Below are 14,012 nucleotides of genomic sequence, written 5' to 3'. Positions count from 1 at the left end.
TCACCGCATCAGGACTCCGGCGGCCTCGGAGGTGGAGTCCGACGGGAGGGCCGTGAGGCCGAGTTCGGCCGGGGAGGCCAGGAGGGGGTGGGCGGGGAGGATGCGGACGGTGTAGCCGAAGGGGCCCGTGCGGTCGAGGGCGAGGGGGCCCTCGTAGAGGTGGCGGCCCTCGTCGTCGGGGCCCGCGGTGGGCTTGAGGGGGATGTGGGCGGTGTCCGTGAGGTGGTCGGCCTCGTCGACGCGGCCCGCGACGGCCTGGACCTCGACGTCGGTGGGGTCGAGGCCGCCGAGGCGGACCTGGACGCGGAGGGAGAGGGCGGAGCCGAGTTCGGCGGCGCCGCCCGGGGCGGGCGGGGTGAGCCGGGTCTCCACATGGTCGACGGTCACCCGGGGCCAGACCTCGCGGACCCGGGCCTTCCAGGTGGCCAGGTCGCGGGCCGTGGCGGGGTCGAGGGCGCGGTGGGCGCGGGCGGCCGGGGCGTAGAGCCGCTCGACGTACTCGCGCACCATGCGCCCCGCGAGCACCTTGGGGGCGAGGGTGGTGAGGGTCTGGCGCACCATGTCGATCCAGTGGCCGGGGAGTCCGTCGGGGCCGCGGTCGTAGAACTGCGGCGCGATCCGGTTCTCCAGCAGCTCGTAGAGGGCGGCCGCCTCCAGGTCGTCGCGGCGGTCGTCGTCCACGGCGGAGCCGTCGGCGGTGGGGATGGCCCAGCCGAAGTCGGGTTCGTACCACTCGTCCCACCAGCCGTCGAGGACGGAGAGGTTGAGGCAGCCGTTGAGGGCGGCCTTCATGCCGCTGGTGCCGCACGCCTCCAGCGGGCGCAGGGGGTTGTTGAGCCAGACGTCGCAGCCGGGGTAGAGCTTCTGGGCCATGCCCATGCCGTAGTCGGGCAGGAAGACGAGGCGGTGCCGCACCCCGGCGTCGTCGGCGAAGCGGACGAGCTCCTGGATGAGGCGCTTGCCGCCGTCGTCGGCCGGGTGCGCCTTGCCCGCGACGACGATCTGGACCGGCCGCTCGGGGTGCAGCAGCAGCTCGGTGAGCCGGTCGCGGTCGCGCAGCATGAGGGTGAGCCGCTTGTACGAGGGGACGCGGCGGGCGAAGCCGATGGTGAGGACATCGGGGTCGAGGACGGAGTCGATCCAGCCCAGTTCGGCGGTGCCCGCGCCGCGCTGCCGCCAGGACGCGTACAGCCGCCGCCGTACCTCGGCGACGAGCTGCTTGCGCAGGGTGCGGCGCAGCTCCCACAGCTCCCCGGCGGGCAGATGGCCGAACTGGCGGGCGCCGAGCCGGGTGACCTCGGGGGCGCGCCAGGTGGGCGCGTGGACGCCGTTGGTGACGGAGGTGATGGGCACCTCGTCGGCGTCGAAGCCGGGCCACAGCCCGGCGAACATCTCGCGGCTGACCCGGCCGTGGAGGGTGGAGACCCCGTTGGCGCGCTGGGCCAGCCGCAGCCCCATGACGGCCATGTTGAACAGGCCCGGCTCGCCGCCGGGGTAGGTCTCCCGGCCGAGGGCGAGGATCCGGTCGACGCCGATGCCGGGGAGTTCGCCGTCGTCCCCGAAGTGCCGTACCACCAGCTCCCGGTCGAAGCGGTCGATCCCGGCGGGGACCGGGGTGTGGGTGGTGAAGACGGTCCCGGCCCGCACCGTCTCGTGGGCGGCGTCGAAGTCCGTACCCGCCGTGTCCATGAGTTCGCGGATGCGCTCCAGGCCGAGGAACCCGGCGTGGCCCTCGTTGGTGTGGAACACCTCGGGCTCGGCGTGCCCGGTGATACGGCAGTACGCGCGGACGGCGCGCACGCCGCCGATGCCGAGCAGCATCTCCTGCAGCAGCCGGTGTTCGCTGCCGCCGCCGTAGAGCCGGTCGGTGACATCGCGCTCACCGGGGGCGTTGCCCTCCACGTCCGAGTCGAGGAGCAGCAGCGGCACCCGGCCGACCTGCGCCTGCCAGATCTGGGCGTGCAGCGGACGGCCGCCGGGGAGCGCGAGGGTGACCCTGGCGGGACGGCCCATGCCCGCGCCGGGCTTGTGCTCGTGCAGCAGGGTGAGCGGCAGCTCGTTGGGGTCGAGGAGGGGGTACTGCTCCTGCTGCCAGCCCTCGCGGGAGAGGGACTGCCGGAAGTAGCCGTGGCGGTAGAGCAGTCCGACGCCGATGAGGGGGACGCCGAGGTCGCTGGCGGCCTTCAGGTGATCACCGGCGAGGATGCCGAGGCCGCCGGAGTACTGGGGCAGGGCGGCGGTGATGCCGAATTCCGGCGAGAAGTAGGCGACGGCATCGGGCAGCCGGGAGGACCCGCCCCCGGCCGGACGGTCCGGCTCGTCCGGGGCCGCCGTGCGGCCCTGGTACCAGCGGGGGCCGGTCAGATAGTCGTCCAGTTCCTCGGCGGCCGCCCCGAGCCGCCGCACAAAGGCGCGGTCCGCGGCGAGTTCCGCCAGCCGGGCGACGGGTACGGCGCTCAGCAGCCGCACGGGGTCGCCGCCGCACGCCCGCCAGCCCTCGGGGTCCATGGCCTCGAACAGCTCGCGGGTCTCGGGATGCCACGACCAGCGCAGATTGCGCGCCAGTCGGTGGAGCGGTCGTAGGGATTCCGGGAGCACGGGACGCACGCTGAAGCGACGGATGGCCTTCACACCCTCGACGGTAGCGGCCGACCCGCCCCTGTTTCGGCTGTTTCGACCGAGCCCCGCGAAGTTCGGTCGGGAGGCGGCAACCTTTCCGGCCAGGGCGACCACTAGGGGGCGTTCACATCCCCCCATGCCTTGGAGGCCCCGTGCGTATCCGGGACAGAGCGCAGCCCGCACCCGGTCACCCGCCCAGACACGCCGCGCGCGAGCGGCTCGGCCGCCCCCGGACGCTGGTCACGGCGCTCGCGGCGGGCGCGCTGGCCGTCACCGGTCTGGCGAGCGTCTCGGGAGCGGCCGAGACCGGGCCGGGGGCCGGGGGAGCGACGGCGGCGAAGGGGGCGACGGCCAAGGCGGCCGCGGCCGCCCAGCTGGAGAAGCTGGACCGGGGCCTGGTCAGCGTCCGCTCGGGCAGCGACAACCTGGTCAGCTGGCGCTGGCTCGCCACCGACCCGGCCAATGTTGCTTTCAACGTCTACCGCGGCTCCACCAAGGTCAACGCGTCCCCGGTCACGGGCTCGACCAACTACCTCGACAAGGGCGCGGCGGCCACGGAGACGTACACGGTGCGCGCCGTGGTGAACGGCGCCGAGCAGGCCGCCTCGCCCGCCGCCCTCGCGTTCCGCTCGGGCTACCTCGATGTCCCGATCTCGCCCCCGGCCGCCGGTTCCGACTACACGTACGAGGCCAACGACGCCTCCGTCGGCGACCTGGACGGCGACGGCGATCTCGATCTCGTCCTCAAGTGGCAGCCGACGAACGCGAAGGACAACTCGCAGTCCGGCGTCACCGGCAACACGATCGTGGACGGGTACACCCTGCAGGGCAAGCGGCTGTGGCGCATCGACCTGGGCCGCAACATCCGCTCCGGCGCGCACTACACCCAGTTCCAGGTGTACGACTACGACGGCGACGGCAAGGCCGAGGTCGCGATGAAGACCGCGGACGGCACGGTCGACGGCGCGGGCAAGACGATCGGCAGCGCGTCCGCCGACTACCGTAACTCCAGCGGCTATGTGCTGAGCGGGCCCGAGTTCCTGACGATGTTCAACGGGAGCACCGGCGCCGCGATGTCCACCGTGGACTACGTCCCGGCGCGCGGCACGGTCTCCTCGTGGGGCGATTCGTACGGCAACCGGGTGGACCGCTTCCTGGCCGGTACGGCGTATCTGAACGGCTCCACGCCCTCCCTGATCGCGGCGCGCGGCTACTACACCCGCACCGTCATCGCCGCCTGGGACTTCAAGGGCGGCCAGCTGACCCGCAAGTGGACGTTCGACACGAACAGCTCCACCAACAGCGGCAAGGGCTACGACGGGCAGGGCAACCACGCGCTGGCGATCGGCGACGTGGACGGCGACAGCAAGGACGAGATCGTCTACGGCTCGATGGCGGTGGACGACAACGGCTCCGGGCTCTGGACGACGAAGAACGGCCACGGCGACGCCGCCCACCTCGGCGACCTCGACCCGTCCCGGGCGGGCCTGGAGTACTTCAAGGTCGACGAGGACTCCTCCAAGCCGTCCTCGTACCTGGCCGACGCCAGGACCGGCCAGGTGCTGTGGTCGACCCCGGCCAGCGGCGACAACGGGCGCGGCGTGGCCGGTGACATCTGGGCGGGCAACGACGGCGCCGAGATGTGGTCCGCGAAGGACGGCGAGATCCGCTCGGCCTCCGGCGCCACCAAGGGCCGTAAGCCGTCGTCCATGAACTTCCTGTCCTGGTGGGACGGCGACCCGGTGCGCGAGCTGCTGGACGGTACGCGCATCGACAAGTACGGCACGTCGGGCGAGACCCGGCAGCTCACCGCCTCCGGGGTGCACTCCAACAACGGCACCAAGGCGAACCCGTCGCTGTCCGGCGACATCCTCGGCGACTGGCGCGAGGAAGTGATCTGGCCGACCAGCGACAACAAGGCGCTGCGGATCTACTCCACGCCGTACGAGACCGACCGGCGGATCACCACGCTGCTGCACGACCGGCAGTACCGCGAGGCGCTGGCCTGGCAGAACACCGCCTACAACCAGCCTCCGCACCCCAGCTTCTTCATCGGCAACAAGATGGCGACCCCTCCGCGGCCGACCATCACCACCCCCTGACGCACCACCCCCGTACATCCCCTTCCGCACAAGGAGCTGTGACATGGAGTTACGCATGAGGCGGCGGGCGATCGGCGGCGCCCTCGGCGCCATCGCCCTCACCGCGGGCGCGATCACCACCGGCCTTTCCCTGTCGGCCGCGTCGGCCGCCACCTGGCCCTCGCCCAGCGGCAGCCCGCAGGCGGTCACCAAGACGATCCCGGTCAGCGGGACCACCGACGGCGGCATGAAGCGCTACTACGGCTCCGGCGACCTCGGCACCGGCGGCCAGGACGAGGACCAGGGCCCGCTGTTCGAGCTGGCGGACGGCGCGACCCTGAAGAACGTCATCATCGGCGCCCCGGCCGCCGACGGCGTCCACTGCAAGGGCAGCTGCACGCTGCAGAACGTCTGGTGGGAGGACGTCGGCGAGGACGCCGCCACCTTCCGCGGCACCGGCAAGACGTACAACGTCATCGGGGGCGGCGCCCGCAAGGCCGATGACAAGATCTTCCAGTTCAACGGCGGCGGCACGCTCAACATCTCCAACTTCGCCGGACAGGACTTCTCGACCTTCGTCCGCTCGTGCGGCAACTGTTCCAGCCAGTACAAGCGCACGATCAACGTGACCAACACCGAGATCACCGCGCCGGGCAAGGTCATCGGCGGGATCAACACCAACTACGGCGACTCGCTGACCCTGCGCAAGGTCACGATCGTCGGGGACAGCAGCAAGAAGATCGTCCCGTGCCAGAAGTACATCGGGAACAACACCGGCAAGGAGCCGACGAAGAACGGCAGCAACGCCGACGGCACCTACTGCAAGTACAGCAGCTCCGACATCACCTACAAGTAGCAGGCGCGCGCAGGTGAGGTCCGCCGCTTGGTCCGTGAACTTTTACGGGCCGGGCGGCAACGTCTCCCGGGGCGGTGGCGACTTCAGGGCGTACATGATCCCCCCACTCCCCCCACGGAATGGATACACATGGCACGGCAGCACCACAGACCGCGTCCCACCGCCCGCAAGCGCGCCCTGATCGGCGGCCTCGGCGCCGCCGCCCTCACCCTCGGCGCGATCACGGCCGGGACGCTGCTCTCCTCGGCCTCGGCGTCCGCCGAGTGGCCCACCCCCGGTGACGACAAGCCGGTCAGCTCGACCCAGAAGATCTCCGGAGTCGTCGACGGCGAGATGCGGCGCTACATCGGCGAGGGCGAACTCGGCGACGGCGGCCAGGACGAGGGCCAGCCCGCGATGTTCGAACTGGCCGACGGCGCCACGCTCAAGAACGTCGTCATCGGCTCCCCCGCCGCCGACGGCATCCACTGCGAGGGCAGCTGCACGCTGCAGAACGTCTGGTGGGAGGACGTCGGCGAGGACGCCGCCACCTTCCTGGGCGGCGCTAACGCCACGTACACGGTCAAGGGCGGTGGCGCGCGCAAGGCCGACGACAAGGTCTTCCAGCACAACGGCGGCGGCACGCTCACCATCCGCGACTTCGCCGTACAGGACTTCGGCAAGCTCTACCGCTCGTGCGGCAACTGCTCCAAGCAGCAGAAGCGCGCGGTGGTGGTGGACGGCGTGGAGGTGACCGCTCCGGGCAAGTCGCTGGTCGGCGTCAACGAGAACTTCGGGGACACCGCGAAGCTCAGCAACGTCACGATCATCGGCGATGCGAAGAAGAAGATCGACCCGTGCGTCCGCTTCAAGGGCAACGACACCGGTGAGGAGCCCGAGGAGACCGGCTCCGGCCCGGACGGCAAGACCTGCCTCTACAAGGAGTCCGACATCTCCTACAAGTAGGCGCGGGAACGGGCCCACCGCGCGCGGCGCGCGGTGGGCCCCCCTCGATGCGCACTTGTCGGGGTCCCGTGCCCACGAGACCCTGGCGCTCCGCATCGGGGAGGGGATCGTCCATGGTGCACAGGAGGAACAGAGGCCGCCGCCGAACGGCCCGGGCGCTGGCCGCCGCCGCGGTGGTGCTGGCGGGCGGGGCGCTGCCCGCACAGGCCGCGGGCACGGGCGCGGACACGGCGGCGCACCACACCTACATCGTGACGCTGCACCGGGGGGCGGGGGCGCCGTCGGCGTCGTCCGGGCGGGGCAGAGGCATCGTCGAGCGGTACGGGGCGACGGTGCGCCATACGTACAGCAGGGCCCTGAACGGCTTCGCCGTGCGGGCCGACGAGGCGCAGGCGAGGCGGCTCGCGGCGGACCCGGGAGTCGCCTCGGTGACCCGGGACGCCGAGGTGTCGCTGCGCGCCACCGCCGCCGCCAGCGCCGCCGCCCCCCGCACCCAGGCGTATCCGCCGTCGTGGGGTCTGGACCGGGTCGATCAGCCCGCCGGGGTGCTGGACGGGGCGTATACGGCACCGTCGGGAGGCGGACGCGGTACGACCATCTACGTCATCGACTCCGGAGTGCGCACCGGTCACCGGGACTTCGGCGGCCGGGCCCGCTCCGGCTGGGACTTCGTGGACGACGACCCGGTGGCGCAGGACGGCAACGGCCACGGCACCCATGTGGCCGCGACCGCCGCGGGTGCGCAGTACGGGGTGGCGAAGCGGGCGGAGGTCGTCGCCGTGCGGGTGCTGGACGACCGGGGCGAGGGCACCAGCGCGGAGGTGCTGGCCGGGCTGGACTGGGTGCTGAAGCACGCCCGTAAGCCGTCGGTGGTCAATCTGAGCCTCGGGTCGGCGGTCGCGGGGCCGGTGCCGGAGTGGGACGCAGGCGTTCGGGCCGGGGTGCGCGCCGGTCTCACCTTCACGGTCGCGGCGGGCAACGCGGACCGGTCCGCGGGCTCGTTCTCGCCGGGCCGGGTGCCCCAGGCGATCACGGTGGGCTCGACGGACCGGGCCGACCGCCGCTCGCCGTTCTCCAACTGGGGCCCGGCGGTCGACCTGTTCGCGCCGGGCGACCGGATCGTCTCGGCGTCGTATACGAGCGATACGGCGGCGGCGACGCTGTCGGGCACGTCGATGGCAGCGCCCCACGTCGCGGGCGCGGCGGCGCTCTACCTCGCCGCCCACCGCGCGGCGACCCCGGCCCAGGTCGGCGCGGCGCTCGCGGCCGAGTCGACCAAGGGCGCGGTACGGGGCGCGGGGCGCGGCTCGCCGAACCGGCTGCTGCGGGTGGGCGGCTGACACCGCATCTGACCGACACCACATCTGACTGACGGAGCACCTGACAGCACCCACGATTACGGTCATATCATCAGCCCCGCACGGATACGCGCGGGGCTGAGCCATGTACCCCGCGTTACGAACCGGTAGTTAACGGGAACCCGGATTGTCTCCCGGTGTCCGGTGGGAAGGCTTCCCGAACGCGCCCCCCATGGCCGACCCCATCCGCCCACCAGAGTGAACGCGGACAGGAGCTGTCATGCCCGCAACCCATCGCCCGGCGGTAAAGCCTATACAAAGGACAGAAGCCGCCGCCGACCATCGAGCGCCCTCCGCACATCAGCCCGCAACGCCGTCAGGTGATCCTATGATCGGTCGCATTCCCATTCTGGATATCCGTCCGCTGATCGACTGCGGCCGCCGTCCCGCCAAGGCGGTGGTGGACGAGACCTTCGAGGTCAGTGCCACCGTGTTCCGGGAGGGCCACGACGCGGTCAGCGCCAATGTCGTCCTCCGCGACCCGGCCGGACGGTCGGGGCCGTGGACCCCCTTACGCGAACTCGCCCCCGGCACCGACCGCTGGGGCGCCGAGGTCACCCCCACCACGCCCGGCCGATGGTCGTACACGGTCGAGGCGTGGAGCGACCCCGTCGCCACCTGGCGCCATCACGCCCGTATCAAGATCCCGGCCGGGATCGACACCGACCTGGTGCTGGCGGAAGGCGCCGGGCTGCACGAGAGAGCCGCGGCCGGAGTGCCCAAGAACGACGGCCGGGAAGCGGTGCTGGCCGCCGTCGACGGGCTGCGCGACGAGCGCCGCCCGGTCGCCGACCGGCTCGCCGCGGCCCTCGCCCCCGGCGTCACCGCCGCCCTCGGCCGCCATCCGCTGCGCGAACTGGTCACCTCCTCGCGCCCGATGCCGCTCCAGGTCGAGCGGGAGCGCGCGCTGTTCGGCTCCTGGTACGAGCTGTTCCCGCGCTCCGAGGGCGCCAAGGTCACCGAAGGGCGGCGGCCGGTCAGCGGCACGCTGCGCACCGCCGCCGAGCGGCTGCCCGCCATCGCCGCCGCCGGGTTCGACGTCGTCTATCTGCCGCCCGTCCACCCCATCGGCACCTCGTTCCGCAAGGGCCCCAACAACGCGCTCTCCGCGGGCCCCTTCGACGTCGGCTCCCCCTGGGCGATCGGCTCCCCGGACGGCGGCCACGACGCGATCCACCCCGACCTCGGCACCCTGGACGACTTCGACCACTTCGTGGGCCGGGCGCGCGAGCTGCGCATGGAGGTGGCGCTCGACTTCGCGCTCCAGTGCTCGCCCGACCACCCCTGGGTCGCGAAGCACCCCGAATGGTTCCACCGGCGCGCCGACGGGACGATCGCGTACGCCGAGAACCCGCCCAAGAAGTACCAGGACATCTACCCCCTCGCCTTCGACGCCGACTTCACCGGCATCGTCCGCGAGACCGAGCGGCTGCTGCGGTTCTGGATGTCCCACGGCGTACGGATCTTCCGGGTCGACAATCCGCACACCAAGCCCGTGGTGTTCTGGGAGAAGGTGATCGGGGACATCAACCGCACCGACCCCGACGTCCTCTTCCTCGCCGAGGCGTTCACCCGGCCCGCGATGATGGACACGCTCGGCATGATCGGCTTCCAGCAGTCGTATACGTACTTCACCTGGCGCACCGGCAAGCAGGAGCTGACCGACTACCTCACCGAGCTGTCCGGGGAGGCGGCCGCCCGGACGCGGCCCAACTTCTTCGTCAACACCCCCGACATCCTGCACGCCTATCTGCAGGACGGCGGCCGCCCGGCCTTCGCGGTACGGGCCGTCCTGGCCGCCACCCTCTCCCCCACCTGGGGTGTCTACGCGGGCTACGAGCTGTGCGAGGGCACCCCGCTGCGCACCGGCAGCGAGGAGTACCTGGACTCCGAGAAGTACCAGCTGCGCCCGCGCGACTGGGCGGCCGCGGAGCGCGACGGTACGACGCTCACCCCGCTCCTCACCCGGCTCAACCGGCTGCGCCGGCGGCACCCCGCCCTGCGCCGGCTGCGCAACCTGCGATTCCACCACGCCGACAACGACTCCGTCATCGCCTACTCCAAGCGCACGGGCGACTCGTGCGTGCTCACCGTCGTCAACCTGGACCCCCACCACACCCAGGAGGCGACGGTCTCGTTGAACATGCCGGAACTCGGCCTCGACTGGCACGAGTCCGCCCCGGTGCGCGACGAGCTCACCGGCGAGACCTATCACTGGGGCAGGGACAACTATGTGCGCCTGGAGCCGGGGCGTGAAATGGCTCCCGCGCACGTGCTCTCTCTGCGACCGTCCTCACCGATCGGAGGGTCACCCACAACATGATCGTCAACGAGCCCGTACCGGACACCTTCGAGGACACTCCGGCCAAGGACCGTGACCCCGACTGGTTCAAACGTGCCGTCTTCTACGAGGTCCTGGTCCGCTCCTTCCAGGACAGCAACGGTGACGGCGTCGGCGACCTCAAGGGGATCACCGCCAAGCTCGACTACCTCCAGTGGCTCGGCGTCGACTGCCTCTGGCTGCCGCCGTTCTTCGCCTCGCCGCTGCGCGACGGCGGCTACGACGTCTCGGACTACACGGCCGTGCTGCCGGAGTTCGGGGATCTCGCCGACTTCGTCGAGTTCGTGGACGCCGCGCATCAGCGCGGCATGCGCGTCATCATCGACTTTGTCATGAACCACACCAGCGATCAGCATCCGTGGTTCCAGGAGTCCCGCACCGATCCCGACGGACCGTACGGGGACTACTACGTCTGGGCCGACGACGACAAGCAGTACCAGGACGCCCGCATCATCTTCGTCGACACCGAGACGTCCAACTGGACCTTTGATCCGGTACGCAAGCAGTACTACTGGCACCGCTTCTTCTCGCATCAGCCGGATCTCAACTTCGAGAACCCGGCCGTCCAGGAAGAGGTACTGGCCGCCCTGCGCTTCTGGCTGGACCTCGGCATCGACGGCTTCCGGCTCGACGCCGTGCCGTATCTGTACGCGGAGGAGGGCACCAACTGCGAGAACCTCCCCCGCACCCATGAGCTCCTCAAGCGCGTCCGCGCCGAGATCGACGCCCACTACCCCGACACCGTGCTGCTGGCCGAGGCCAACCAGTGGCCGGAGGACGTCGTCGACTACTTCGGCGACTACGAGGCGGGCGGCGACGAATGCCACATGGCGTTCCACTTCCCGGTCATGCCGCGCATCTTCATGGCGGTGCGGCGCGAGTCCCGCTACCCGGTCTCGGAAATCCTCGCCAAGACCCCGGCCATCCCGTCCGGCTGCCAGTGGGGCATCTTCCTGCGCAACCACGACGAGCTGACGCTGGAAATGGTCACCGACGAAGAGCGCGACTACATGTACGCGGAGTACGCCAAGGATCCGCGGATGCGCGCCAACATCGGCATCCGCCGCAGGCTGGCTCCGCTGCTGGACAACGACCGCAACCAGATCGAGCTGTTCACCGCGCTGCTGCTGTCGCTGCCCGGCTCGCCGATCCTGTACTACGGCGACGAGATCGGCATGGGCGACAACATCTGGCTCGGCGACCGCGACGCGGTGCGCACCCCCATGCAGTGGACCCCCGACCGCAACGCGGGCTTCTCCTCCTGCGATCCCGGGCGGCTCTTCCTGCCCACGATCATGGACCCGGTCTACGGATACCAGGTCACCAACGTCGAGGCCGCCATGAGCAGCCCGTCCTCGCTGCTCCACTGGACCCGGCGGATGATCGAGATCCGCAAGCAGAATCCCGCCTTCGGGCTGGGCTCCTTCACCGAGCTGCCCTCCTCCAACCCCGCCGTCCTCGCCTTCCTCCGCGAGGCCCCGCGGACCCCGGACGGGGAGGACGACCTGGTGCTGTGCGTGCACAACTTCTCGCGCTTCGCCCAGCCGACGGAGCTGGACCTCCAGTCCTTCGCGGGCCGCCACCCGGTGGAGCTGATCGGCGGCGTCCGCTTCCCCGCCATCGGCGAACTCCCCTACCTGCTCACCCTGGCGGGCCACGGCTTCTACTGGTTCCGCCTACGCCGCCCCGACCCCACCCCCCACCGCCCCCCGCTCTAACCCGATCCCGGTGCTCCGCCCCCGGCCCCCCGGCGCGCCCGCACGCGCCACCCGCGGGCCCGGGGCCGGACCCCCGGAACGAGGCCGGGGGCGCAGCCCCGGGGCGGGGGCGGGTCTCTGGTGCAGCCCAAGCAGGGATCCGGGGCGACGCCTCGGGGCGGGGGCCGGGGCGCAGCCTCGGTTTCGGGAAGGGGCGGGGTGGGGGAAAAGCACCCTCTCCGCTCACCCCGGGCGTTTTCGTCCGGGGTTCATGGGCACTCTGACTACGTACCGCCACCGGCGGAGCCGATCGCGTACTCCGTACTCGCCGTACGGACGATCCTCGCCCGACACGTCCCGCACCGTCGCACAGTCAATGCCGCAATCCGGGACACTTTGCCCTGATCTGTCGTGTGCCCGGGGAAAGGACGCGACGCCATGCCGGAAGCCTCGTTTTCCCGGGGGGCACACCACCCGCCGACCGTCGTACCGCCAGCCGACGGCCCGGCCGGGCTGCTCGGTTCGCTCGCGCCGTTACTCGCCGAGTGGCTGCCCCGGCAGCGCTGGTTCGCGGGCAAGGGCCGCCCCGTCACCGGCTTCGCCCTCGTCTCGGCGACCGAGATACTGCCCTGCCCGCCGGGCGGCACGACCCCCGGGCTGCTCCATCTGCTCATCCGCGCCCAGCAGCCGGAGCCGCCCGGCCACCGGCACGGCTTCGGCTGCGGCCACCGCCGCGGCGCGGCCGCCAGCGACTGCTATCAGATCCTGCTCGGGGTCCGCTCGACCCTGCCGCCCTCGCTCGCCCCCGCGCTCATCGGGCGCCCCAGCGGCGGGCCGCTGGACAGCCGCACCGTGTACGAGGCGCTGGCCGACCCCCGGCTCGCCTCGCTCCTCCTGGAGCGGCTCCGCGTCCCCGGCCGCCTGGGGCCCCTGCGCTTCGTACGCGAACCCTCCAGCGCCATCCCGTCCATCCTGCCGCCCCGGCTGATGACCGCCGAGCAGTCCAACTCCTCGGTGGTGTACGGAGATACGTTCATCCTCAAGCTCTTCCGGCGGGTCAGCCCCGGCACCAACCCCGACCTCGAACTCCCCCTCGCCCTCGCCCGCACCGGCTGCACCCGCGTGCCCGCCCCCGCCGCCTGGTGCGAGGCCGCTCCGCCGCCGGAGGGTCCCGGGCCGCGCCCGGAACCGTTCACCCTCGGCGTCCTCCAGCCCTACCTCGCCGGGTCCACGGACGGCTGGCAGCTCGCCCTCGACGCCCTCGCCGTGCGCGCCGACTTCACCGACGCCGCGCACGCCCTCGGCCACGCCACCGCCGAGGTGCACCTCGCGATGGCGCGCACGCTCCCCGTCTCCGTTCTGCGCCGCCCGCAGATCGAACACCTCGCGGCGGCCATGAGCGAACGCCTCGACTCGGCCGCCGCCGCGGTGCCCGCGCTCCAGCCGTACCGGGCCGCGCTGCACGCCGCGTACGAGGACGTCGCCGCCCTCGGCCGCGCCGGGCGCACCTGGGCGGCCCAGCGCATCCACGGCGATCTGCACCTGGGGCAGGCCCTGCTGACGGCGGAACGGCAGTGGTCGCTGATCGACTTCGAGGGCGAGCCGTCCCGTCCGCTGGCCGAACGCCGCCGCCCGCAGCCGCCGGTCCGCGACATCGCGGGAATGCTCCGCTCCTTCGACTACGCGGCGGCCGTGGGGGGCCACGACACCCCGCAGGACTGGGCCGGACGCATGCGCGCCGCCTACTGCGCGGGGTACGCGGAAGGCTCCGGTTCGGATCCGCGCGACGAGCCGGAGCTGCTGCGCGCCCATGAGACGGACAAGGCGGTGTACGAGGTCCTCTACGAGGCCCGCCACCGCCCCGACTGGCTGCCGGTCCCGATGACCGCGATCCGACGGCTGGCCGCCGCCGTCCGCTGATCCACCACTCCACCGACACCCCCGGGAGGACCACCCCGTGACCGCACGACCGCCGTCCGGCCAGCACCCGTCCGACGAGGGCCCGGGCCCCGACCCGACCGGCGCCGGGACGACCCCGGCGGTCCCGGCAGCCCCGGCGGTCCCGCCCACGTTTCTCCCCGGCCGGGGCCGTGCGCAGCCGCCTCGGATCGAGGA

8 protein-coding genes are annotated in these 14,012 nt (G+C 72.0%); 7 read left to right on the top strand and 1 reads right to left on the bottom strand.

Going from position 1 to position 14,012, the window contains the following annotated elements; genetic code table 11:
- A complete protein-coding gene (gene glgP, locus ACZ59A_RS12890) occupies positions 1 to 2,631 on the bottom strand; it encodes an alpha-glucan family phosphorylase (RefSeq protein ID WP_470957259.1) in 2,631 nt (876 codons plus the stop codon).
- Between the two features lie 140 nt (positions 2,632 to 2,771).
- Here glgP and ACZ59A_RS12885 point away from each other — a divergent pair, with 140 nt between their 5' ends.
- The 7 genes from ACZ59A_RS12885 (at position 2,772) to ACZ59A_RS12855 (ending at position 13,817) form a co-directional block, all read left to right on the top strand.
- Complete coding sequence (locus ACZ59A_RS12885; protein WP_470957256.1) at positions 2,772 to 4,721, top strand: rhamnogalacturonan lyase; 1,950 nt, start codon at positions 2,772 to 2,774, stop codon at positions 4,719 to 4,721.
- A gap of 43 nt (positions 4,722 to 4,764) precedes the next feature.
- Positions 4,765 to 5,556, top strand: coding sequence for a pectate lyase (locus tag ACZ59A_RS12880; protein WP_470957253.1), 792 nt, complete (start codon positions 4,765 to 4,767; stop codon positions 5,554 to 5,556).
- 129 nt (positions 5,557 to 5,685) lie between these two features.
- Positions 5,686 to 6,501: a pectate lyase gene (locus ACZ59A_RS12875; protein WP_470957250.1), complete on the top strand. Its 816-nt coding sequence runs from the start codon at positions 5,686 to 5,688 to the stop codon at positions 6,499 to 6,501.
- Positions 6,502 to 6,614: 113 nt separating this feature from the next.
- A complete protein-coding gene (locus ACZ59A_RS12870; RefSeq protein WP_470957247.1) occupies positions 6,615 to 7,841 on the top strand; it encodes a S8 family peptidase in 1,227 nt (408 codons plus the stop codon).
- Between the two features lie 346 nt (positions 7,842 to 8,187).
- Positions 8,188 to 10,182: an alpha-1,4-glucan--maltose-1-phosphate maltosyltransferase gene (locus ACZ59A_RS12865; RefSeq protein WP_470957244.1), complete on the top strand. Its 1,995-nt coding sequence runs from the start codon at positions 8,188 to 8,190 to the stop codon at positions 10,180 to 10,182.
- Positions 10,179 to 11,918, top strand: a complete 1,740-nt coding sequence (gene treS / locus ACZ59A_RS12860; RefSeq protein WP_470957242.1) for a maltose alpha-D-glucosyltransferase — start codon at positions 10,179 to 10,181, stop codon at positions 11,916 to 11,918. The genes ACZ59A_RS12865 and treS overlap by 4 nt, the downstream gene beginning before the upstream one ends.
- A 417-nt stretch (positions 11,919 to 12,335) precedes the next feature.
- Entirely contained in the window at positions 12,336 to 13,817 is a 1,482-nt protein-coding gene (locus tag ACZ59A_RS12855; RefSeq protein ID WP_470957239.1) for a maltokinase N-terminal cap-like domain-containing protein, read from the top strand.
- The last annotated feature ends 195 nt before the right edge of the window (positions 13,818 to 14,012 follow it).

This window comes from Streptomyces sp. NPDC040405 (genome assembly GCF_055595765.1).
Note: the sequence above shows the minus strand (reverse complement) of the source record. Positions and strands in the feature narration are given on the sequence as shown.

What these genes read in the sequence shown, in the direction of transcription:
- ACZ59A_RS12880 (WP_470957253.1), top strand. Translation starts at nt 4,765, where the DNA reads ATGGAGTTACGCATGAGGCGGCGGGCGATCGGCGGCGCCCTCGGCGCC.
- ACZ59A_RS12875 (WP_470957250.1), top strand. Translation starts at nt 5,686, where the DNA reads ATGGCACGGCAGCACCACAGACCGCGTCCCACCGCCCGCAAGCGCGCC.
- ACZ59A_RS12870 (WP_470957247.1), top strand. Translation starts at nt 6,615, where the DNA reads ATGGTGCACAGGAGGAACAGAGGCCGCCGCCGAACGGCCCGGGCGCTG.
- ACZ59A_RS12865 (WP_470957244.1), top strand. Translation starts at nt 8,188, where the DNA reads ATGATCGGTCGCATTCCCATTCTGGATATCCGTCCGCTGATCGACTGC.
- treS (WP_470957242.1), top strand. Translation starts at nt 10,179, where the DNA reads ATGATCGTCAACGAGCCCGTACCGGACACCTTCGAGGACACTCCGGCC.
- ACZ59A_RS12855 (WP_470957239.1), top strand. Translation starts at nt 12,336, where the DNA reads ATGCCGGAAGCCTCGTTTTCCCGGGGGGCACACCACCCGCCGACCGTC.